This window comes from Variovorax sp. 01T432, from assembly GCF_056398605.1.
Genome location: NZ_JBFTPS010000002.1, coordinates 184922 through 207370 on the forward strand (window position 1 = coordinate 184922; position 22449 = coordinate 207370).

Sequence of the window (22449 nt, forward strand, 5' to 3'; positions counted from 1 at the left end):
GCGGCCGATGCCCGTCGGCGCCTCCATGTCCGAATACAGTCGAGGCCATGCCAGGAAATCAAACGACATCCGAATCAGTTCATCGGCAAGGATCGACCTTGCCCCTCCTTCGCGGGCGCGCGCTGGGCTTCGCCTGCGCGGTCTTGAGCCTTGCGCTCATCGGTTGTGCGACGAAGCCTGCCTCGACGCCGGCTTCGAAGCCTTCGGCGCGATCCGCTTCTCCCGCGGCCGTCGCCGCAGCCGAGGCCGCACGGGCCGCGCCGCCGTCATCACCGGCGCCGCGGTCGGCGAAGTCGGCACAAGCAACCGCGAAGCAGAAGAAGACCGGCGCTTCCAAGGCCGCCGCCACAGCACGCAAGGACCGCTCCACCGCTGTCTCCTCACGGACACGGGAAGGCAAGTCGCCGGTGGTCGGAAAGGCCGACAAGAACTTCCTTCGCCCCTCGACCGGAACCGTCATCGCCCGGTTCGACGGCCGTGCGAACAAGGGCCTGGATTTCACCGGGTCCAAGGGCGACCCGGTGTATGCGAGTCGCGAAGGCCGGGTTGTCTACGCATCCGGTGGCCTGCGCGGCTATGGGCAACTGATCCTGGTCAAGCACGATGCGCACTACGTGACGGCCTATGCGCACAACAGCCAACTGCTGGTCAAGGAAGGGCAGGCTGTCAAGCGGGGCCAGCTGATCGCTCGCATGGGCAGCACCGACGCCGACCGCGTCAAGCTGCATTTCGAGCTGAGGAGAAACGGGAGCGCCGTCGACCCGATGCCCTACTTCGCGTCCGGCCAGCCTTCGGAATCCGCCAAGGCGCCGGCACCCCCCGCAGCCGCCTCGGGTGCCGACAAGATCGCGACGGATGCGTCGATGGAGTAGCCCGGCGGGGCTTCATTGACTCACGGCATCAGGAACACACGTAGGAACTGGTCACCAGCGGATTCGTCCCCGTGAAAGTTGCCTTGCTCGGATAGAGGCACAGCGGCCGCGAGGTGGCCACGGGTGATCCCGCCGTCACCTGCGACGAGATGTCGATGCGGGACGGCGCGTTGCCATCCTCGACCCAGGCCGTCAGCGCGTTGTAGAGCTGGTCGATCGTCGGCAGCGGCGGATTGGCGGCGGTGTTGGTGGTGCCGTTGGCGAAGCCGTGCGTCATGCCGGGCACGAGGAACAGGCGGTAGAAGTTGCGCACCACCGAGTTGCCGCCCATGCGTGAAGCCATGCGCTCGTAGTAATTGATGGTGCCCTGCGGCGGAATCAGGAAATCCGAGAGGCCGTGGTAGACCAGCATCTTCGCGTTGCGAATGGCGAACTTGCTCAGGTCCGGATCATCGGTGTTGATGTTGGCGAAGGAGGGCTGCAGGGCAATGCCCTTGGCGAAAGCGTCGGCCAGCTGGGCGTAGCTCAGCGTCTTCCAGCGGTCCGCGCCATTGCCGGTCGCGTTGATGAAGGAGACCGTTGCGTAGGTCGGGTCCTGGAGTTCCAGCGCGACCATGTCGGTGGCGATGCTGAAAGGCGCCGGGCCGCCGAGCCCGGCGAGACTCGTGCCGCGCGTGAGCCCGTACCACAGCTGCCCGCTGGGCACGGTCGCGAAGCCGTTGTCGGCCGCGGGCGAAGGCACGGAGCCGTCGGGCGTCTGGCCGAACCAGATCTTGTTCATCGCGAGGGCCTGCGCCTGCGTCACGCAGCTTCCGGCGGGGCCGGTTCCGCCAGCGGACGAGCACAGGACCGTGGTGTCCTGCGTCGGGTCGTAGCGGCATTGCGAGGGGTCGGGGATATAGCCCAGGTGCTGGCGGCCGACCACGTCGCAAGCGTTGATGGCGGCATTGCCCATCAACGCCGCCTGCGCGGTCGTGAGCGCCACGCCGCCCAGGTCGCGCTGGTACACGATCTGCGGATACAGCTCGGCGGTGATGAACTTGGTCCAGTTGATGGCCGGCGCGCCGGCGAGGATGCCGTCGAAGTCGCCCGGGTTCGCCTGCGCCTCCATGTGGCCCTGCCGGCCGCCAGTGGAGAAGCCGTTCCAGTACGCGTACCTGGCCGGCGAACCATAGTAGTCAGCGGCCAGTGCCTTGGTCTTCACGGCCATCTCGTGGATGCCGCGCACGGCGAAATCGTTCCAGAGCACGGTGTTGATGGTGCCGTCTGGGTTCAGCGCGAACGAGCCGCCGTTCGCCGTGTTGGCATGGCCGGTGTCGGTGCTGGCGGAGACCGCGCCCTCGACCATCGCCGTGGTGGCCGGGGCACCGGCCGTGCCGCCCGACGTGCCCGCGAGCGCCGTCAACGACGCCTGCACGCCGCCGGCCCAGCCGCCGCCGCCCTTCACATGCACGCGATGGTTCCAGTTCGCCGGGCTGGGCAGCCAGACCTCGATGCCGATGCCGGGGGATGTCGATGGCGCGTCGGCCGGGCCCGGGTTGCCCGGCCCCACCAGGAGCTTCACGACGCACACGTCGTTGGAGGCCGTCGGTGTCGATGCATTTGCCGTGCCGGACAGGATCAACGGGTCGCCCTTCCTGAAGGACTTGACCAGAAGCACCGTCGTGTTGTCGTCGGGCCTGAAGGCCGTCTTCATCGAGTCGTCGCAGGCCAGCCTGGCCACACCACCGCCGCCGTGTCCGTGATCGTCGTGGCCTCCGCCACCGCAGGCGACGAGGGCACTCGCGGCGGCGATACACATCACGCGGAGCACAGCCTTCACCGAGGAAGAATCGAACCCGAGATTCATGCGCATGACGGTCTCCCATGTGTTCGGCTCGCCACGATCGCGTGGCTGGAGTGACAGAGCGGTGATCGCCCGCGAAGTGGATGATCGATGTAGGACGATGCCGATCCCTCGCGCCCTGGGGTCGCCTACCTGGCACATCGCTTGGGCCCGCTTGCCCGCCCGGGTTCAGCCGCCGATCCGCGTCCTTCGCCTCCAACGGCCGGGCGGCGTGCCCGTGGACTGCGTGAAGACGCGTGTGAAGTGGCTCTGGTCCGAGAAGCCGCTCGCCGCTGCGATCTCAGCCAGGGGCCGCTCGAACTCCATGAGCAGCGTGCGTGCGCATCAGAATGTCCAAAAGGGCGCTCATCCGGACAAGACCCGGCGAGCGACCTGGGGCAAGATCAACCCGCCGTTCAGGAGGCGATCCGCCCGCGGCGCACAGGACCCTCCAATGAAACCATCCTTGCCTTTGCTCATGAGCCTCAACGCGGGCTTTGTGGACACCGCCGGTTATCTGGCACTCCAGGGCCTGTTCACTGCCCATGTCACGGGCAACTTCGTGACCTTCGGGGCGGCGCTGGTGCATGGCACCTCGGGCGCGCTGTCCAAGCTTCTTGCACTGCCGGTGTTCTGCGCCGTCGTCGTCCTGACGCGATGGTCGAGCTACAAGCTGCCCGACTTCGGCCTTCCGATCCTGCGAACGATGCTGATCCTCCAGACGCTGCTGCTCGCAGCAAGCGCCGCCATCGCGATCCGCTTCGGTCCCTTCGATGACGGCGACAGCGGATTCGCGATGCTCACGGGCATGGTGCTGGTGTCGGCGATGGCCATCCAGAACGCGGCCCACCGGATTCATCTGGCGAGCGCCCCGCCGACAACCCTCATGACCGGCACCACCACGCAGATCATGATCGACATCGCCGACCTGCTTCGCGGCCTGCCATCTCAGGAAGCCCTCCCCGCGCGCGCGCGCTTGCGGCGAATGTCGGGCAGCGTCCTCGTGTTCGCGGCGGGCTGCGCGGCGGCTGCGCTCACATACAGCGGGACGAATGTCTGGTGCTTCGTGGTTCCCCCGGTTCTGGCCGGCTGCGCTGTCATTCTTCAACACAGCACGCGCGAGGGCGAAGCCGAAGTACAAGCCGGCGCTCAGCGCTGAAGGGCAGGTCGCGCCTTCTTCTACTTGTAGAGCCATCGGGCCATCAGCCGCGTGTATCTCGGCATGACGACATACACCATCAGGGCCACGATCACCCCCGACGCAACAAGGTGCTCGCCGAAGTAGCCAGGCGTCGGCAGCACGCGTTCGAACACTCCGCGCAGCACGGCCGGAACCAGCATGGACAACGGATAGATCACCGACAGGGTCAGCAGGAACTGCTTGTAGCGCTTGGCCTGCTTCTGCCCGACCGGCGGCGTGAACCAGAATTCCAGGCCAGTGCGCGTTTCCACCCGTTCGTCGGCGTCCAGGAACGCGGCAGCCTCCTCGACCAGTTGCCGGCGAGCAGCTGACGCGAACCAGTCTTGCGCGTGCGCCAGGGAATCGAATCGAATCGTGATCGTGTATTGCAGGCTGCCCGCGGCCGGATGGATGACGTTGACGCCACGATGCCCGGGAAATCGAGCGGCGATCGGCATCACCTTCTTCAGCCACTGCTCATACTGCGCAATCGATTGCGGCTTGACGGTCTGCTCGATGACGGCGGTAACGGTGTCCGGCCTCGGCGGCTCGCGTCCGGCGATTTCGTCCAGCGTCGCTGTCCGCAATTCAGGGTGGCGATCCTCGGTTGCCATGAACGCCCCCTCAGACGCCGAGGAGGACGCGGCCCTCATCGGCCAACAGATCATGCGTCTCGGGATGTGCCCGCATGTAGGCCGCGAAAACGGGGCACTTCGGAATGACCCGAAGGCCGCGTTCGCGCGCAGAGGCCAGACCCGCGAGCACGAGCTGCGTGGCGATGCCTTGGCCACGCAAGGCGTCCGGGACGATGGTGTGGACGAATGTGATGATCTCGTCCGTCAGCGCGTAGATTGCCACCGCAAGTTCGCCCTGGGACTCGGCTTCGAAACGGTGCTCCGAGGGATTGTCGCGAACGGAAATGGATGAAGCAGGGGTCATGGTGTTTCAATGCGGTTGCCGCCCGCGCCATGCGGGCCGCGGCAAGGCCACACGGTTGAAGGCATATCGGTGGGATGAGGATGCCATGGCGCCAGCCGCCGGTGCATGGAAATTGAGTGCGTCCAGCGAACTGCCGAGGTAGTTGGCGACCTCGTCGCGCAGATCGGCGTGCTGATGGCACCGCGCGAATAGCCGCGCCCCCAGAGTTCAGGGTGGCGCATGCCGACGAGGTGCAGCGTCACGACAAAGGCATCCTCCGCCGGAATTTCCTGCTTCGTGCCGAGCTGGTCGGGCGTGCAGGTGATGCGCGTCACCGCGAACGGGCCGCTCGATGCAGGGAGCATGACGAGCGCGGGCGCGGCCGGCAACTCGAAATACCGCCCCAGCCGGTCGCCACAGGTACCGTCGGGAAGTGGGGAAGTGGGGAAGTGGGGAAGTCATCTCACCGCACCTTGCATGATGGCACCCGACGATTCTCTACGACTGGATGAAGGCGAGCAGGTCGGCGTTCACCTGGTCCTTGTGCGTGAAGCAGGTGGCGTGCGGCGCGCCGGCATAGACCTTGAGCCGGCTGCCTGCGATCAACTCGGCGGCGAGCTTGCCCGTGGCAGCCATCGGAACCACCTGGTCGTCGTCGCCATGGATGACGAGGGTGGGCACGTCGATCTTCTTCATGTCGGGCCTGAAGTCGGTCTCGGAGAAGGCCGTCACGCAATCAATGGTGCCCTTGATCGAGGCCTGCAACGCAATGGCCAGGGTCTGCTTGAGAATGCCCTGCGAGACCTTGGCGCCCTGCCGGTTCGTGCCGTAGAAGAGCGTGCTGAAATCGTCCAGGAACTGCGGCCGGTCCGCGGCCAGGCCGGCGCGAATGCCCTCGAAGACCGCCTTGTCGGTGCCCTCGGGGTGGTCGGCTGTCTTCATGAAGAGCGGGGTCACGGCGCTGATGAGGGCGAGCTTGGCAACGCGTGCCGTGCCCTTGCGCGCGATGTAGCGCACGACGTCGCCGCCGCCCATCGAGAAGCCGGCGAGCACGACGTTCTTCAGGTCCAGCTTTTCGACAAGTTCGGCGATGTCGTCCGCGAAGGTGTCGTAGTCATAGCCTTCCCATGGCTGGCTCGAACGGCCGAAGCCGCGGCGATCGAAGGCGATGACGCGGTAGCCGCGCTGCGCGAGGAAGAGCATCTGGTACTCCCACATGTCGGCACTGAGCGGCCATCCGTGGCTGAGGAGGATCGGCTGGCCCGTTCCCCAATCCTTGTAGTAGAGCTCGGTTCCGTCGCGCAATGTCAGTGTGGTCATGGATTCTCCTGGTGAAGGGCCCGCGGATGCGGTCGTCATTTCGTGGGTGCCGGTGCGCGCCCCGTCGCGCGAGTGCACACCGTGCATCCTCGTTTCCGCGCGCACGCATGTCTTGTCGATTCGTGGGATCCTTTGGATATTTGCCGCCCTCGCGGACCCCGGGGCTCAGAACGAGGGCAGTTCGTGCGGCCGCAGATCGAACAGCAGCACTTCGGCATCACTGCCGCGTGCCAGATCGAGCTGCCGCTCATGGCGCACGCGTACGCCGTCGCCCTCGCGCAGGCGCTCTCCGTTGACTTCGATGCTGCCGCGCGCCACATGCACATAGGCATAGCGGTCGGGACCGAGGGCCAGCGACGCCGCTTCCTTGCCATCGAACAGGCCCGCATGGACGCGGGCGTCCTGGTGCACCGCGAGTGAGCCACCGGTGCCATGGGGCGAGACGATGAGCCGCAGGCGCCCACGCTTTTCCGCCGTCGCGAAGTGCACTTGCTGATAGCGAGGCGTGACACCCCTGACATTCGGCAGGATCCAGATCTGCAGGAAGTGCAAGGGGCTCGTGGACGATGGATTGAATTCGCTGTGCCGCACGCCGGTGCCGGCGCTCATCATCTGAACGTCGCCCGGCCGGATGATCGAACCCGTGCCCATGGAGTCCTTGTGCTCGAGGGCGCCATCGAGCACATACGAGAAGATCTCCATGTCGCGGTGCGGGTGCGTGCCGAAGCCGCGACCGGGATGCACGCGGTCGTCGTTGACCACCAGCAGGTCTGAGAAGCCCTGTTGCCGGGGATCGTGGTAGTGCCCGAACGAAAAGGTGTGGCGCGACTTCAACCAGCCGAGATCTGCGAGCCCACGGTCGTCGGCGCGGCGAACTTCCAACATTGATCCACTCCTTATCAGTTCCGATGAATTCGATTGAATTCACGGTAGGCATCGGAGTCAATTTCCAATGCATGAGTGGATCTTCTGTCTTCCGAAGGGGCGGCTTGACGAGATCTTTAGTGGTTCACGATCGAATATTTCGAACATCGGACCCAAACCCATCGGTTCGCGCCTCGACGCGCCGGCAGCTGGATCAAGAGCTCAGGTGTCGCTCCACTTCCTGAGCAGGTTGTGATAGGTCCCGATCAGCGTCCGGCGGGCCGACTCGTCGGCACCGCTCTGGTTCAGGCGCTGAATCGCGTTGTCCATGTCAAAGAGCAAGGCGCGGTCGCCGGCATCCCGTACCAGGCTCTGGACCCAGAAGAAACATGCCACGCGCACGCCGCGCGTGATGGGCCCGACGCAGTGGACGCTGGTCGCAGGGTAGACCACCATGTCGCCGGCGGCGAGCTTGACGCTCTGCATGCCGTGCGTGTCTTCCATCTGAAGCTCACCTCCATCGTAGCTGTCGGGCGGCGAAAGAAAGAGCGTGGCCGACACGTCGGTGCGCACCTTGCGCCCGTTGTGCGGGTGAATGCGTACGCCGCCGTCGACGTGCAGGCCGAAGGACATGCCCTCGCTGTAGCGATTGAACATCGGCGGATACAGGATGTTCGGCAAGGCGGCGCTGATGAAGGTCGGATGGCGCTCCAGCGCGGCGGCCACGATGGACTGGCATTCGAGCGCGACCTGCGACCCTTCGTCGATCTGCTGGTTGAACTTGACCGGCGCGCCCTGGTGCCCGGCCGTGACCCGCCCGTCGACCCACGCGTCGCCCGCCGAGTCCAGCCGATCGCGGACCGCGGCCAGAGACGCGGCATCGAGGACGTTGGGAATGCAGACGAGCATGGGCGGCGGGCAGTGTGAAAGATCCGGTCGGGCCGGTGTCAGAAGCGGTAGTTCAGCGACAGTGTTGCCGAGCGCCCCGAGCCGGGTACCGCGCGACCGCCGTCGGACGCGATCAACGCATCGTAGTAGTAGCGGTTTGCCAGGTTGAACAGGTTCAGGCGGATATCGTATTTCGGCTGATGGTAGGCGAGCATCGCGTCGAGCCGCGCATAGCCGCCCACCTGCACAAGGTCCGTGTTGTTCGCGAAGCGCTTGGCGCTGTAGGTCGTGCCGCCGCCGATCTCCCACTCCGGTGAGATCTCGTACGTGGCCCAGAGGCTGGCGGCGTCCTTGGGCGTGTTGGCCGGTGTCTTGCCGAGCGTACCCGGAGCGATGCCATCCACGATGGTCGCATCGAGGTGGGTATAGGCGCCGAAGAGCTGGAGCTTGTCAGTGACACGTCCCGCGACGCCGGCTCGAGCGCCATTCACCCGCACGGTGCCGGTGGCGCTGTAGGTGCCGTCGGAGTTCTGCGAGCGCGCGTTGTACTGCGTGATCTGAAAGGCCGCCGCGGTGAACGAGAGCGCCCCGTTGTTGGCATCCCATTTGCCGCCGAACTCGTAGGCCTTGTTCTTCTGCGTCGGCAGCGGCTGCGTGCCCCCCGTGGTCGCGACCAGTTGCTCGAGCGACGGATTGAAAGAGGTGCTGTACGACACGTAGTACGACTGCTCCGGCGTCGGCTGCCAGATGCCGCCCGCCCGCACGCTCGTGAAATTGATCGTCTGCTTCTCGAAGCCCAGGGTGGTCGCGCTGGTGATCGTGTTGTTGATGCTCGCGCGGTAGTTGTCCTGCCGCACGCCCCCGACCAGCTTCCAATGCGGGCTGAGATCGATGCTGTCGTTGACGTAGCCCGCGACTGTCGTCGCGTTCGCAGTGCCGAGGTTGCCGGGCAGGCTTGGCGCCGTCGCGGGAGAAGCGACCTCGATCGGATCGAGCAGCGGCGTGCACGACGCATAGCCGCTCGTGCCTCCGGCCGGGTTGAGCGCCACGCCGTTGCAGCTCCCGTTGCGGTAATAGGCCTGGTTGCTGTAGATGTCGCGTCCGAGTTCAAGGCCCGCGAGGAAGTTGTGCTTGATGGCGCCGGTGTCGAACTTCGCGCTGTACTCGGTGAGATTGAAGAGCGACTTGTCGTGAATGACGCGATCATGGCTTTGCTGCCGCACCCACAGCTGGCCAAGCGGCAGCGTACTGGAGGCGGCGGCCGGAGCGGCGGTGGTGCCGGTTGACAGCGGCTGGAAGCCTTGCGCCGTGACCGTGCCGATGACCTGCGGCGCGGTCTCGCGCGCGTCGGTCGTCACCTGGTTGTATTGCGTCTGGTTGCGAATCGAGCTCGTTGGCGTGAGCTTGTGCTGCACTACCGCACTGAAGGCGCCGATATCGGAGATCGTGCGATCGTCGCTGAAGCCGTAGGCGTTGTTGCGATTGACCCGTGCCGGACTGCCGTTCAATGGCGACACGCCATAGTCGGGCATGTCGCGGTTGTGCTGCAGCAGCGCCGACAAGGTGACCTGCGTCGGTGTGCCGATGCCGAACTTGAGCGACGGCGCAATGCCGACGTCCTGCAGCTTGGTCTGGTCGCGCGTTGTGGCATCGCCGCCCTGCCCCATCGCGGAGATGCGGAAAGCCGACGTGTCGGACAGCGGCCTGTTGATGTCGATCGTCGAACGCACCAGCCCTGTCGTGCTGCCGGATATCGACGCTTCGCTCGCCGGCGTGAGCGATGGCTTCTTGGTCACCTGGTTGATCACGCCGCCTGTGGAACCGCGGCCGAACAGCATCGAGGAAGGACCCATCAGCACTTCGACAGAGTCCAGCGCGAAGGTGTCGCGGTAGTACTGCGCGCGATCTCGCGCGCCGTCGAGGTAGATGTCGGTGCGCGCCGAGAAGCCATTGAGGTTGATGTTGGTTCCGATCTGTCCGCCCTCGGCACCGCCGATGGTCAGCCCGGGCACATTGCGCAGCGCACTTGCCAGCGAGGTGGCGGCCTGCGATTGCATCAGGGCCTGATTGATGACGGTGATGGACTGCGGGATGTCCTTCTGGTCGGCGGGCAGGCGGCTGATCGATACCGGGTTGACCCCGAAACCGGCCTTGTCGGCTGAATCCTGCACCTGCACTTCGCGCAGCGTCGCCGGTGTCGACGTGCCGACGGCGGGCGAAGCGGTAGGCGCGGGGGCTTGCTGCCCGAAGGCGGCGGGCACGGCGAGCAAGCCGATCAGTGCCGCCGCGATGGGTGTGCGGCAGCGGGTCTGCGGTGGGATGGAATGCATGATGTCCTGGGTCGCAGATGGCGCCGGCAGCCCCGCTGGGCGCCCTGTGAGCCATCGATCCAGGAACTTTAACTGCGAATCACTCTTATTTCCGTTTGACGATCAGCCTGTCCAAAAAAAACAACGGCCGGCCCGGCCTGTGTTAAGTTCGTGGGCTCAGGTGCAGGCTGGCCGCCGCGCCTGGATGTCAAGGACGAGCCGACCGCGGGTGACTTGTCCATCCTCAAGGGCAGCATGGGCCTGCGCCGCGTTCGCAAGCGGAAGGACGGCGGCCACTTGCGGCCTGAAGATGCCCTCCTCCGCCGCGCGCAGCACCGCAGCAAGGACGTGTGGCGAATCCACGACCACTGCGCGGCTCACGCGGACGCCGAATGCGCTGCCGCGGTCCACGATGGGCGCGGCCGTCAGGTAGACCAGTTGACCGCCATCGCGCAACACCGAATAGGAACGTTCATGCGTGTTCCCGCCGATCAGGTCGAAGACCACATCCTGACCATCCAGCACACCGAAGTCTTCGGTGTCGTAGGCGACGACCCGTGACGCTCCCAGGCCGAGGACGAAGTCACGGTTGGCGGCGCGGCAGGTCGCAGAGATCTCCGCGCCCAGATGTCGCCCGAGTTGCACCATCAGGCTGCCCACCGCACCGGCTCCGCCGTGCACCAACACCCGCATGCCGGGCTTGACGACGGCCGTCTGCATGACCGCGATCCAAGCACTGACGCCCGGCTGCATCAGCGCCGCGGCCTCGTGGATCGACAAGTTTCGGGGCCGCCGCACCACTCGCTCCGCAGGGCAGACCACGGCTTGCGCATAAGTACCGGCGCGCAAGGGGTCGGCAAGCACACACACGGCGTCGCCGACAGCGAACCCCGTCACGCCCGGGCCCACCTGGTCCACGACGCCGACGCCGTCGCGGCCCGGTATCTTCGGCAGGTCGAGCGTGAAGTGGGCTTGCAGCTTCCCGGCGCGCAGCTTGGCATCGACAGGCGCGACTCCGGCTGCCTGCAGATGCACGCGCAATTCCCCAGGACCGGGTTCCGGATCGGGCACGGTGACTTGCTGCAGGACGTCTGGCGGACCGTAGCGTTGGAATTGGATGGCTTGCATGCTGGGGTGTCGAAGAGAATCGGCGGCCGCCACGATCATCGCACCGGTCAACGGCGGTTGATCCGGATTCGCATGCTGGCGAAGATCCCTGGCATGGGCAGCTCGAACCAGTCGCCCTCATGTGCCTCTTCTGACGTCGCGCGCGACAACGCCGATGCAGCAACAAGCACCGGGCTCAGCCGCGGCCTTGCTCAGAGCAGCGGCACGCTCGCTTCCTTGAGCACGCGCAGCACGAAGTGCGACTGGCTGTGGCGGATGCCGGGGATCTTGTAGAGCTTCTCGCGCAGGAGCCGCTCATAGTCCCGCGTATCGCGTACGGCGATGCGGATGTAGTAATCGTAGTCGCCCGAAACCAGATATGCCTCCTGGATTTCAGGAATGGTGGCCAGCACGCGGCCGAACTCGTAGAGCGTCTCGTCACTATGACTCTCCAGCGTGACCTGCACGATCACCGTGTCGTGGTAGCCGAGCTTGGAGGCATCCAGGTCGACCGTGTAACGCTTGATCACGCCCTGGGCTTCCAGCTTCTTGATGCGGCTCCAGCAGCTGGTCGGCGACAGGCCGACTTCGGTGCCGATCTCCTGCAGTGTCTTGCGCGAGTCCAACAGGAGAACGCGCAGGATCGCCATATCGATCTTGTCGAACGATTTTTCGTGGTCTTCCTTGTCTAGCCGATTGTTCTTCATCTAAATGGCGGATTTGATCCAAAGAATGAAGCAAATTCTGCACTAGAACCAGAAGAATGCTCGTATGCACATACTCGCACCCGAAGCTTCCTTCTCCGCCGTCGAAACCTCCAGGCAAGTCGCCCGTGTCCGCAACGGCGCCGAAGCCCTGCTCGACACCCTGGTTGAATGCGGGGTCGACACTCTGTTCGGCTATCCCGGCGGCGCGGCCCTGCCGCTCTACGACGCATTGCACGGCGAGCCGCGGCTGCGGCATGTGCTGGTGCGGCACGAGCAGGCCGCCGTGCATGCGGCCGAGGGCTACGCACGCAGCACCGGCCGCGTGGGCGTGGTGCTCGTCACCTCGGGCCCCGGCGTCGGCAACACCATCACGGGCCTGCTCGATGCGCTCAGCGACTCGGTGCCGGTGCTGTGCATCAGCGGCCAGGTCGCGACGGCGGTCATCGGCACCAACGCATTCCAGGAGAGCGATGCGCTCGGCATGTCGCGACCCGTGACCAAGTGGAACCACCAGATGCGCGTGGCCGACGACATCCCGGCCACCGTGCGGCGCGCACTGGACATCGCCATCACCGGCCGCCCGGGGCCGGTGCTGCTCGACGTGCCCAAGGACGTGCAGCTGACGCCGCTGGGCCACGCGCCGACCTCGCCGTCACGGGCTTGGCGCGCCGGCCGGGCCGCCGCGCTCCCGCCGCGCGGAGGCCTGCAACGCGCGGCGGACCTTCTGTCGACCGCGCGCCGGCCGGTGATCTACGGCGGCGGCGGGCTCATCAACGCCGGACCGGCGGCCTGCGAGGGCTTCACGCGGCTGGTGCGCCGGCTGGACGCGCCCTGCACGCTCACGCTGATGGGCCTGGGCGCCTTCCCGGCCAGCGACCCGCGCTTTCTCGGCATGCTCGGGATGCACGGCACGCTTGAAGCCAATCTCGCGATGCATGAAGCCGATCTGGTGGTCTGCGTGGGCGCGCGCTTCGACGACCGCGTGACCGGCAAGCTCGACGAGTTCTGCCCGCACGCGCGCAAGATCCACATCGACATCGACCCCAGCAGCATCAACAAGGTGGTGAAGGTCGACGCGCCGCTGGTGGGCGATTGCGGCGCGGTGCTCGATGCGCTGCTCACGATGCCCGGACTCGAAGCCCTCGTGCCGGAACGGCTCGCGCCGTGGTGGCAGCGCATCGACGGCTGGCGCGCGGAGCATTGCCTGGCCTTCGCGCCGCGCGACGACCTCATCCTGCCGCAGCAGCTCATGCGCTCGCTCCAGATGGCCATCGAAGGGCGCGATGCGATCGTCTCCACCGACGTGGGCCAGCACCAGATGTGGGCCGCGCAGTATCTGCAGTTCGACAAGCCGCGACACTGGCTCACCTCGGGCGGTGCCGGCACCATGGGCTACGGCCTGCCGGCCGCGATCGGCGCGCAGATCGCGCACCCCGGCACCCTCACCGTCTGCGTGAGCGGCGATGCATCGGTGCTCATGAACATCCAGGAGCTTTCCACGGCCATGCAGCACCGCGCGCCGATCAAGCTCGTGCTCTCGAACAACGGCTACATGGGCATGGTGCGCCAGTGGCAGGAACTCAATCACGGCAACCGCCTGAGCCACAGCTGGAACGAGGCGCTACCCGATTTCGTGGCGCTCGCCAAGGCCTTCGGGTGGGGCGCGCGGCGCGTGAGCGCGCCCGAGGAACTCGACAAGGCGCTGGCCGAATGCCTGGCCTTCGACGGCCCCTTTTTCCTCGACGTGCAGGTGGCCGCGCAGGAGAACTGCTTTCCGATGATGCCCTCCGGGCACGGCCACCACAGGGTGATGCTGGGCAAGGATCGCTGGTACGAAGGGAAGTGATCGCCGACAATCATGAAGGTCGATGCGTCATTGACCCAAGCATCGATTCTTGAGATGCTCAAACGGTGATCAGCGAACTCAAGACATTCATCGCCGTGTGTCGACACGGAACATTTTCTTCTGCGGCATTGCGCATCGGCCTGACGCAATCGGCTGTGAGCAGCCAGATCAAACGGCTCGAGGAGGCACTGGGATTCGAGCTGTTCGACCGTACAGGGCGGTCCGCCACATTGAACGCAGCCGGCCAGACCACGCTGGCACGCGCGGAGGAGATCTGCGCCCTCTACGCAAACCTCGGCGAGCCACCCAAAGACACGTCCGCTCGCGGACTCCTACGCATCGGCGCCATTGCATCGACGCAGTCGACGCTCCTCGCGCGTGCACTCGTCGGGTTGCGCAGGGAGTTTCCGCTGGTGCGTGTGCATGTGGCGCCCGGCGTGTCGATGCGCCTGATGGATGAGTTGGACACCGGGATGATCGATGCGGCATTGATCATCCGACCTCCGTTCGGAATGCCCCCGGACCTGACCTGGCAAGCCTTGGTGCACGAACCCTTCGTACTCCTGGTGCCCAAAGGCGTGCCGGGAAAGGATTGGCGAGCGCTCATCCAGGAGCACCCCTTCCTGCGCTATGACCGCTCGTCATTTGGCGGTCGATTGGTGGAAGGATTTCTTCGCCGCCAAGGGATCTCGGTCAAGGACTCCATCGAGGTCGACGAAATTGCAGGACTCATTCATCTGGCATCGAAGGGCCTGGGCGTCGCGCTCGTACCGCTGGTCGAGGCACACCTTCCTCTTCCTCCGGACGTGCGCATGCTCTCGCTCGGCGAACTGACATTCCATCGAGAAATCGGCTTGCTCCAGCGCAAGCCGCGATCGAGCCCGCCCATCGTCGCGCGGTTCGCTCAGTGCCTGCAACAAGCCGCGGAACTCCCGCAAGCAAGCTCGTCGGCGCCGAAGCAAAGGTCAAGACACCCTGGGGCCCCGGCGCCCGGAGCCCCTCTCAGACGGCGAACAGCGAATTGAGGTCCGCAAAGGACTTCATTTCGATGGCATTGCCCGATGGGTCGAGAAAGAACATGGTCGCTTGTTCCCCCGGCTCGCCCTTGAAGCGGATGTAAGGCTCGATGACGAATCGGGTCTGGCGGGCCACCAGCTTGTCCGCAAGCGCTTGCCATTCGTCCATCGGAAGGATCGCGCCGAAGTGGCGCACCGGCACGGCGTGGCCGTCGACGGCGCTGTGCCCGCTGTGACCGCATTCATCCGGTGCCAGATGCGCCACGATCTGATGACCGTAGAAGTCGAAGTCGACCCATTCGGGCGCGCTTCGGCCCTCGCGGCAGCCCAGCAGCTCGCCATAGAAGGCGCGGGCCTCCGCAATGTCGCGGACAGGAAATGCCAGGTGGAACGGAATTCGTGTATTGGATTCGCTCATGGGAGTCGGCGCAGTTGAAGGTTCAGGATGGCCGAGACTGTAAGCAATGAATCTCATGATTGAAAACGATATATTTTGTGGCTAAGCATCGAATTTCATGATGCCAAGTGGCGCTGCCCCATCCCATGACTCGGCGCCATTGGCGCCCATCGATCGAATTCAGAGCTTCCGCATCGGAACGCTCCGCATTCCAAATTAGCGCTTCCTGGGCTTGTTGGGAATCTCTACAGTCGCTCCACGGCACCGCGTCAGGCGTCGAAGAGCCCGGAGACAAGTTCATGAGCATTTCCACCACTCTCCTCCCGCGCAGCGCCGTCATCCGCGAGGTTGGCCTGCGCGATGGCCTGCAGAGCATCGCCACCGTACTTCCGACCGAGCAGAAGCGCGAATGGATCCGCGCGGCACATGCCGCGGGTCAGCGGGAGATCGAGGTCGGCTCCTTCGTTCCCGCTCGGCTCTTGCCTCAGCTGGCCGACACCGCGGAACTCGTGGCATTCGCCAGGACTCTCCCCGGGCTCTCCGTCTCGGTCCTCGTCCCCAATCTGCGCGGCGGCGAGAGCGCCATCGCGGCGAAGGCCGACCTCATGATCGTCCCGCTGTCCGCCAGCCATGCCCACAGTCTGGCCAACTTGCGCAAGACACCCGACGACGTGGTGGCCGAATTGGCGCGCATCCGCGCCGCGAGGGACTCGGCCGGGTCAAGAACATTGATCGAAGGCGGCGTCGGCACGGCCTTTGGCTGCACCATCCAAGGCCAGGTCGAGAAAAGTGAAGTGCTGCGTCTCATGCGCGCCTTGCTCGACGCTGGTGCCGACCGCGTGAGCATTGCCGACACCGTCGGCTATGCGGACCCGGCCATGGTGCGCGACCTCTTCGAGGACGCCCTGGAGATTGCCGGCGACCGCTTCTGGTGCGGCCATTTCCACGACACGCGCGGCCTGGGCCTGGCCAACGTCCATGCCGCGCTCGACGTCGGCGTCAGCCGCTTCGACGCCTGCCTCGCCGGCATCGGCGGCTGCCCGCACGCCCCCGGCGCCAGCGGCAATGTAGCGACGGAGGATCTGGCTTACATGCTGGGCAGCATGGGCATCGAGACCGGCGTGGACATCGAGCAGCTGCTCGCGCTGCGCCGGCGCGTCGCGGGCTGGCTCGCCGGCGAAACACTGCATGGCTCGCTCTGGCGGGCTGGCGTGCCCAAGACCTTCGCCCCGCGTGCCGCGCATCAAGGCTGAACAGACCCTTCACGAGACCCTCCGACATGACCGACCACACATCGCTGCCGCTCGCCGGCGTGCGCGTCCTTGAATTCACTCACATGGTCATGGGCCCGACGTGCGGGATGATCCTCGCCGACCTGGGCGCCGAAGTGATCAAGGTCGAGCCTCCCGGCGGCGACAAGACCCGCAAGCTTCCCGGGCTCGGCGTCGGCTTCTTCCGCTCGTTCAACCGCAACAAGAAGAGCGTGGTGATCGACATTGCCACCGAAGAGGGCCGAGCCACCGCCACCGAGCTGGCCGGCGAATGCGATGTGGTGCTCGAGAACTTCCGTCCGGGCCTGATGGCCGGATTCGGCCTCGACTACGAGACGCTCTCGAAGAAGTTTCCGCGCCTGATCTACGTGACGCACAAGGGCTTCCTGCCTGGCCCCTATGAGAACCGGCTGGCGCTCGACGAGGTGGTTCAGATGATGGGCGGGCTGTCGTACATGACCGGCCCGGTCGGCCGGCCGCTGCGCGCCGGGACGTCGGTGAACGACATCATGGGCGGCATGTTCGGCGCCATCGGCGTGCTGGCCGCGCTGCGCGAACGTGAACGCACCGGCAAGGGCCAGGAGGTGCAAAGCGCCCTCTTCGAGAACTGTGTGTTCCTGTCCTCGCAGCACATGCAGCAGTACTCGATGACCGGCGAAGCGCCACCGCCGATGCCCTCGCGCGTATCGGCCTGGAGCGTCTATGACGTGTTCACGCTGGCCGATGGCGAGCAGCTCTTCATCGGCGCGGTCAGCGACAAGCAGTTCCTCACGCTGTGCCGCGTCATCGAAGCGCCCGAGATGGCCGCCGATCCGGCGCTGGCCAACAATGCCCTGCGCGTCGCGGTGCGGCCCGCACTGCTCAAGAGGCTCGCCGACATCCTCCAGCATCAGCGCGCGGACGAGCTGTCGCCCAAGCTCGAAGCCGCGGGCATCCCCTACGCGCGGATCATACGGCCCGATCAATTGCTCGACGATCCGCACCTCAAGGCCAGCGGCGGCCTGGTGCCCATGGAATGCGACGACGGCGAGATAACCGACGTCGTTCTGCTGCCGCTGCTGATGGACGGACGCCGTCCAGGCGTGCGGCATGCGCTGCCGAGCGTGGGCCAGCACACCGAAGAGATCCTCCGCGGCCTCGCAAGCCGCGTCGTGGCCTGACGGCAGGCCCGCGCTCAGCATGGGCAAGCAAAGATTGACAATGCAGACCCGAAGCCCAAGCATGGCTTCGTTCATCTCACTTCCTTGATTCACGGAGCAGGACACAATGGCCGATCTGTTTGAGAACCCCATGGGCCTGATGGGTTTCGAATTCGTCGAGTTCGCCTCGCCCACGCCCGACACGCTGGAGCCTTACTTCGAGAAGCTGGGCTTCCAACTGGTGGCCAGGCACCGGTCCAAGGACGTCGTGCTGTACCGTCAGGGCGACATCAACTTCATCGTCAACCGCGAGCCGCACAGCCCGGCCGCGTACTTCGCCGCTGAACATGGGCCCTCGGCCTGCGGCATGGCGTTTCGGGTCAAGGATTCGCACAAGGCCTATGCGCGGGCACTGGAACTCGGCGCGCAGCCGATCGAGATCGCGACCGGCCCGATGGAATTGCGCCTGCCGGCCATCAAGGGCATCGGCGGAGCGCCGCTCTACCTCATCGACCGCTTCGAGGACGGCAAGTCGATCTATGACATCGATTTCGAATTCATCGAAGGCGTCGATCGCCACCCGGTTGGCCACGGCCTGAAGCTGATCGACCACCTGACCCACAACGTCTATCGCGGCCGCATGGCCTTCTGGGCCAACTTCTACGAGAAGCTCTTCAACTTCCGCGAGATCCGCTACTTCGACATCCAGGGCGACTACACCGGCCTGACCTCGAAAGCGCTGACCGCGCCCGACGGCAAGATCCGTATCCCGCTGAACGAGGAATCTTCCAAGGGCTCCGGCCAGATCGAGGAATACCTGATGAAGTTCAACGGCGAGGGCATCCAGCACATCGCGCTGCTCAGCGACAACCTGATCGATACCATCGACCAGCTCGGCCTCGCCGGCGTGCCCCTGATGAGCGCGCCCAACGACATCTACTACGAGATGCTCGAGACGCGCCTGCCCGGCCACGGCCAACCGGTGGCCGAGTTGCAGGCACGCGGCATCTTGCTGGACGGAAGCACCGAGGGCGGCAGCCCCCGCCTGCTGCTGCAGATCTTCTCGGAGACCGCGTTCGGAGGCCCGGTCTTCTTCGAATTCATCCAGCGCAAGGGCGACGACGGCTTCGGCGAAGGCAACTTCAAGGCGCTGTTCCAGTCGATCGAGCGCGACCAGGTGCGCCGCGGCGTGTTGAAGACGAACTGAGATCCGACTCCACTGCCCATCATCTAGGGCCGCTTGCGTGATCGCTGGCGCCGGGACAGCGCGGATTTCGAGGTCATACTCGACACATGAACGAACCCGTCAGCCTCCGAACCAAACTGCAAGCCATCCGGGACGCCGGGTTGAAGGAGCCGCCCTTCCCCTATAGCGAGTTGCCGCCGGAGTACAAGCTCGACATCGGCGAGGTGCCGATGCTCGCGCACAAGCCGGCCGGCGATCACCGTGCTCGTCAGCAACGCATCGAGACCTGGGTTCGGGACGTCAATGTGATGTGGAAGCGATTGTCGAAGAAGGCTTAGCCCAGAGCCCGGTCAACAATCCGCGCATGGTCGCGGATGCGCACGGCGGCGCCACCTGCCGCCGTCCGCCGCCATTCACGGCATCGGTCCGATGCCTGACGGCCTTTGCCAGGCGTCCTTGACGGACCACGCTGGCGCACACGGCTCCCCCCTGTCCCATGGCGAACGGCGTCGCCGCGCTCCTTTGTTTGTGTATGCCAGTGTGTCTCGACGCTGCGCAAACACATGAGGCTTCAAAGACCCCTGCAGGTGGACACATCGGGGATACAGCCGGCCGATGTAATTCGTTCACCCGCTCCAGACCCGCATGAGACCGGTTCTAGCGAGCTCCACGCGATCCATCTTTGAAGGACATCCAATGAAGGCAACTCGATTCATGACGGCAGCGGTGCTGATCGCCGGCAGTGGTCTGATCGCGCAACTGGCGCAGGCGCAGCCGGCAGGGCTGGGACGCACCGACGTCTTGCAGCACGATCTCGGCATTCCCGGTCGCGAGGTCGTCCAGGTGCGCGTCGACTTTGCCCCGGGCGTGGTGGCGGCCGGACACTCGCACCCGGGCGCGGAGGTCGCCTATGTCATCCACGGCACGATCGAATACCAGATCGAAGGCAAGCCACCGGTCACGCTGAAGGCCGGCGACGGATTGTTCATACCGGAGGGCGCAGTCCACTCTGCCAGGAACGTCGGCACCGGCGGTGCCTCGGAACTCGCCACCTACATCGTTGAAACAGGCAAGCCCATCCTGGTGCCGGCCAGGTAACGACTGTCGACGGAGATCATCATCATGAAGCTTTCCCTTTCCCTCATTGCCGCCGCCACGTCGTTCGCGGCGCTTGCCTTCGCATCGATCCCTGCCGGCGCGCAGACCGCCACGGACCTCGGCCGCCCCGCGGCGGTGCTTCCGGTCGCATCGGAGCCGGAAGCGAAGCTCGTCGTGTATCCGCCCTTGCCTGAGGCTCTGGCTCGCGGGGTCGTCATTGTCCAGTTCCGCGCGGAGAACTTTCGGATCATTCCGATCTTCGGCGAAGCAGCCCGTGGCGTCTCGCCGCGTGTCGCCCATCTTCACGTGACGGTCGATGATCGGCCGGGCACCTGGGCCCACACCAGCAACGACCCGATCATCGTGGTCGGGCTGACACCGGGCGCGCACAAGTTCCTGATCGAAGTCGCCGACCCGACGCACAAGATCCTGACCAGCGAGACCTTCTCCGTGAATGTCCCAGAGCGTCTGGCATCGTCCCACTCCCACGCGCATTGACCTGCGCCGCACGGCGGTGCTGCACCGCGCTACCCACATACTGATTGCCGCCAGGCCCCGCGCGCCCAATCAATCAGTGCCCACTACTCAACAGTCACGCTCTTCGCCAGATTGCGTGGCTTGTCGACATCCGTCCCTCTCGCGCAAGCCGTGTGATACGCCAGCAACTGCAGCGGCACCACATGCAACAGCGGCGACAGCGCGCCGTAGTGCTCCGGCATCCGGATCACGTGGATGCCCTCGCTGTTCTCGATGTGCGTGTCTGCATCGGCCAGCACATAGAGGACACCGCCGCGCGCGCGCACTTCCTGCAGATTGCTCTTCAGCTTCTCCAGCAGGACGTCGTTCGGCGCCACGGTCACGACAGGCATCTCGCTCGTGACCAAGGCAAGCGGACCATGCTTGAGCTCGCCGGCGGCGTAGGCCTCGGCGTGGATGTAGGTCACCTCCTTGAGCTTGAGCGCGCCCTCCAGAGCGATCGGGTAGTGCAAGCCGCGGCCGAGGAACAACGCATGCTCCTTCTGGACGAAGTCTTCCGACCAGCTGATGATCTGAGGCTCCAGCGCCAGCACCGACTGGAGCGCCACCGGAAGATGCCGCATCTCCTTCAAGTAGCGCACCTCATCCTCTGCGGTCAGGCGCCCCTTGGCTTGCGCCAGAGCCAGCGTGAGCAGGAAGAGCCCCGCCAATTGCGTGGTGAAGGCCTTGGTCGATGCGACCCCGATCTCGACGCCGGCGCGCGTCACGTAGGCCAGCTTGCATTCGCGCACCATCGCGCTGGTCGCGACGTTGCAGATGGTGAGCGTCTGCTCCATGCCCAGTGACCTTGCGTGCTTGAGCGCGGCCAGCGTATCGGCCGTCTCGCCCGACTGGCTGATGGTGACGACCAGCGTCTTCGGATCAGGCACCGAGTCGCGGTAGCGGTATTCGCTCGCAATCTCCACCTGCGTCGGGATCTTCGCGATGCCCTCCAGCCAGTACTTGGCCGTGCAGCCGCTGTAGTAGCTGGTGCCGCACGCGAGGATCAGCACCTTGTCGATCTCATTGAAGACGCGCCAGGCTGGCGCGCCCGGCTTGCCGTCCGCAGTGATGCCGTCGAACAGCTCGGGGACGATGCCTTCGACGCCTTCGAGCGTGTCGGAAATGGCGCGCGGCTGCTCGAAGATCTCCTTCTGCATGTAGTGCCGATAGGGACCAAGGTCGGCCGCGCCACTGTGCGCGTGGACGGTACGCACGGCCCGGCTCGCCGGTTTGTGGTCGCGATCGACGACCCAGTACTTGCCCGGCTGGATGTCGACGACGTCACCCTCTTCCAGGTAGACGATCTGGTCGGTCACGCCGGCCAAGGCCATCGCATCGCTCGCGAGGAAGTTCTCGCCCTCCTTGCCCACGCCGAGGATCAGCGGCGACCCCGCGCGGGCGCCGACCACGCGGTGCGGTTCGTCGCGGCAGATCGCCGCAATGGCGTACGCGCCCTGCAATTGCCGCACGGTGGCTTTCACCGCTTCGAACAGATCGCCGTCGTAGTGGCTGTCGATCAGGTGCGCGATGACCTCGGTGTCGGTCTGACTCACGAACACATAGCCCTTGGCCTGAAGAGCGGCACGCAGCCCCTCGTGGTTTTCGATGATGCCGTTGTGCACGAGAGCCACGCGCTCGGGCCGCGTCGCTTCCGCGTCCGAACCCGGTCCGTGGCTGAAATGAGGGTGCGCGTTGTGAACCGCCGGCGCACCATGGGTCGCCCAGCGCGTATGAGCGATCCCGGTGGTGCCTTCGATGTGGTCGTCACGCACCTGTGCGAGCAGATCGGCCACGCGCGAAGTGGTCCGGGCACGCTGCAGGCCACCCACGTGAACCGCCACGCCGCAGGAATCGTAGCCGCGGTACTCAAGCCGCTGCAGGCCCTGGACAAGAACGGAAACGATGTTGCGACCGGAAACGGCGCCGACGATGCCACACATGGATGCTCCTACGGATTGAAGTCAGGTGCGATGGTAGGCCTCATTCA

At 65.4% G+C, this 22449-nt stretch carries 22 protein-coding genes and 1 pseudogene; 10 read left to right on the forward strand and 13 right to left on the reverse strand.

The window, feature by feature from the left end:
* Positions 1-98 precede the first annotated feature (98 nt).
* Complete coding sequence (locus tag AC1DNF_RS02520; RefSeq protein WP_478146963.1) at positions 99-872, forward strand: M23 family metallopeptidase; 774 nt, start codon at positions 99-101, stop codon at positions 870-872.
* Positions 873-900: 28 nt separating this feature from the next.
* On the opposite strand, the gene AC1DNF_RS02525 is transcribed toward AC1DNF_RS02520, so the two are convergent.
* Together AC1DNF_RS02525 and AC1DNF_RS02530 are read right to left on the reverse strand one after the other, a co-directional pair.
* Positions 901-2727: a tannase/feruloyl esterase family alpha/beta hydrolase gene (locus tag AC1DNF_RS02525; RefSeq protein ID WP_478146964.1), complete on the reverse strand. Its 1827-nt coding sequence runs from the start codon at positions 2725-2727 to the stop codon at positions 901-903.
* 159 nt (positions 2728-2886) lie between these two features.
* Positions 2887-3039, reverse strand: a pseudogene (locus AC1DNF_RS02530) (helix-turn-helix domain-containing protein); the annotation flags it as partial.
* A 112-nt stretch (positions 3040-3151) separates the two neighbouring features.
* Here AC1DNF_RS02530 and AC1DNF_RS02535 point away from each other — a divergent pair.
* Complete coding sequence (locus AC1DNF_RS02535; protein ID WP_478147027.1) at positions 3152-3856, forward strand: YoaK family protein; 705 nt, start codon at positions 3152-3154, stop codon at positions 3854-3856.
* A 20-nt stretch (positions 3857-3876) separates the two neighbouring features.
* Here AC1DNF_RS02535 and AC1DNF_RS02540 read toward each other — a convergent pair whose 3' ends face one another.
* The 9 genes from AC1DNF_RS02540 to AC1DNF_RS02580 form a co-directional block, all read right to left on the reverse strand.
* On the reverse strand, positions 3877-4530 hold the full coding sequence (locus AC1DNF_RS02540) for an antibiotic biosynthesis monooxygenase (RefSeq protein WP_478146965.1): 654 nt from the start codon (positions 4528-4530) through the stop codon (positions 3877-3879).
* Positions 4502-4816 carry a GNAT family N-acetyltransferase gene (locus AC1DNF_RS02545; RefSeq protein WP_478146966.1) on the reverse strand — a complete coding sequence of 105 codons (315 nt, stop codon included), beginning with the start codon at positions 4814-4816 and terminating at the stop codon, positions 4502-4504. The genes AC1DNF_RS02540 and AC1DNF_RS02545 overlap by 29 nt, the downstream gene beginning before the upstream one ends.
* Positions 4813-5130 carry a hypothetical protein gene (locus tag AC1DNF_RS02550; protein WP_478146967.1) on the reverse strand — a complete coding sequence of 106 codons (318 nt, stop codon included), beginning with the start codon at positions 5128-5130 and terminating at the stop codon, positions 4813-4815. The genes AC1DNF_RS02545 and AC1DNF_RS02550 overlap by 4 nt, the downstream gene beginning before the upstream one ends.
* Before the next feature lie 163 nt (positions 5131-5293).
* The gene (locus AC1DNF_RS02555) at positions 5294-6115 is read right to left on the reverse strand and encodes an alpha/beta fold hydrolase (RefSeq protein ID WP_478146968.1); all 822 of its coding nucleotides are present in this window, start codon (positions 6113-6115) and stop codon (positions 5294-5296) included.
* Positions 6116-6280: 165 nt separating this feature from the next.
* A complete protein-coding gene (locus tag AC1DNF_RS02560) occupies positions 6281-7000 on the reverse strand; it encodes a pirin family protein (protein ID WP_478146969.1) in 720 nt (239 codons plus the stop codon).
* A 201-nt stretch (positions 7001-7201) separates the two neighbouring features.
* The gene (locus AC1DNF_RS02565; protein WP_478146970.1) at positions 7202-7888 is read right to left on the reverse strand and encodes a Fe2+-dependent dioxygenase; all 687 of its coding nucleotides are present in this window, start codon (positions 7886-7888) and stop codon (positions 7202-7204) included.
* Positions 7889-7926: 38 nt separating this feature from the next.
* Positions 7927-10197 carry a TonB-dependent receptor gene (locus AC1DNF_RS02570; protein WP_478146971.1) on the reverse strand — a complete coding sequence of 757 codons (2271 nt, stop codon included), beginning with the start codon at positions 10195-10197 and terminating at the stop codon, positions 7927-7929.
* A gap of 156 nt (positions 10198-10353) precedes the next feature.
* Positions 10354-11304 (reverse strand): NADP-dependent oxidoreductase, encoded by a 951-nt coding sequence (locus AC1DNF_RS02575; RefSeq protein ID WP_478146972.1) that lies wholly within the window; start codon positions 11302-11304, stop codon positions 10354-10356.
* 191 nt (positions 11305-11495) lie between these two features.
* Entirely contained in the window at positions 11496-11990 is a 495-nt protein-coding gene (locus AC1DNF_RS02580; RefSeq protein ID WP_478146973.1) for an Lrp/AsnC family transcriptional regulator, read from the reverse strand.
* Positions 11991-12054: 64 nt separating this feature from the next.
* On the opposite strand from AC1DNF_RS02580, the gene ilvB reads away from it, so the two are divergent.
* Together ilvB and AC1DNF_RS02590 are read left to right on the forward strand one after the other, a co-directional pair.
* Positions 12055-13836 carry a biosynthetic-type acetolactate synthase large subunit gene (ilvB, locus tag AC1DNF_RS02585; RefSeq protein ID WP_478146974.1) on the forward strand — a complete coding sequence of 594 codons (1782 nt, stop codon included), beginning with the start codon at positions 12055-12057 and terminating at the stop codon, positions 13834-13836.
* A 65-nt stretch (positions 13837-13901) separates the two neighbouring features.
* Positions 13902-14861, forward strand: coding sequence for a LysR family transcriptional regulator (locus AC1DNF_RS02590; RefSeq protein ID WP_478146975.1), 960 nt, complete (start codon positions 13902-13904; stop codon positions 14859-14861).
* On the opposite strand, the gene AC1DNF_RS02595 is transcribed toward AC1DNF_RS02590, so the two are convergent.
* Complete coding sequence (locus AC1DNF_RS02595) at positions 14839-15216, reverse strand: VOC family protein (RefSeq protein WP_478147028.1); 378 nt, start codon at positions 15214-15216, stop codon at positions 14839-14841. The genes AC1DNF_RS02590 and AC1DNF_RS02595 overlap by 23 nt on opposite strands.
* Before the next feature lie 332 nt (positions 15217-15548).
* Between AC1DNF_RS02595 and AC1DNF_RS02600 the strand changes: the two genes are divergently transcribed.
* The 6 genes from AC1DNF_RS02600 to AC1DNF_RS02625 all read left to right on the forward strand — a co-directional run bounded on the left by AC1DNF_RS02600 (position 15549) and on the right by AC1DNF_RS02625 (position 20441).
* Positions 15549-16502 (forward strand): hydroxymethylglutaryl-CoA lyase, encoded by a 954-nt coding sequence (locus AC1DNF_RS02600; RefSeq protein WP_478146976.1) that lies wholly within the window; start codon positions 15549-15551, stop codon positions 16500-16502.
* 26 nt (positions 16503-16528) lie between these two features.
* Positions 16529-17680 (forward strand): CaiB/BaiF CoA transferase family protein, encoded by a 1152-nt coding sequence (locus tag AC1DNF_RS02605; RefSeq protein WP_478146977.1) that lies wholly within the window; start codon positions 16529-16531, stop codon positions 17678-17680.
* 106 nt (positions 17681-17786) lie between these two features.
* Positions 17787-18866, forward strand: a complete 1080-nt coding sequence (gene hppD / locus AC1DNF_RS02610; protein ID WP_478146978.1) for a 4-hydroxyphenylpyruvate dioxygenase — start codon at positions 17787-17789, stop codon at positions 18864-18866.
* A gap of 86 nt (positions 18867-18952) precedes the next feature.
* Positions 18953-19183, forward strand: coding sequence for a hypothetical protein (locus AC1DNF_RS02615; RefSeq protein WP_478146979.1), 231 nt, complete (start codon positions 18953-18955; stop codon positions 19181-19183).
* Between the two features lie 358 nt (positions 19184-19541).
* Positions 19542-19943: a cupin domain-containing protein gene (locus AC1DNF_RS02620; RefSeq protein ID WP_478146980.1), complete on the forward strand. Its 402-nt coding sequence runs from the start codon at positions 19542-19544 to the stop codon at positions 19941-19943.
* Positions 19944-19967: 24 nt separating this feature from the next.
* Positions 19968-20441: a DUF6130 family protein gene (locus tag AC1DNF_RS02625; protein ID WP_478146981.1), complete on the forward strand. Its 474-nt coding sequence runs from the start codon at positions 19968-19970 to the stop codon at positions 20439-20441.
* Positions 20442-20524: 83 nt separating this feature from the next.
* On the opposite strand, the gene glmS is transcribed toward AC1DNF_RS02625, so the two are convergent.
* A complete protein-coding gene (gene glmS, locus AC1DNF_RS02630) occupies positions 20525-22402 on the reverse strand; it encodes a glutamine--fructose-6-phosphate transaminase (isomerizing) (protein ID WP_478146982.1) in 1878 nt (625 codons plus the stop codon).
* Positions 22403-22449: the final 47 nt, after the last annotated feature.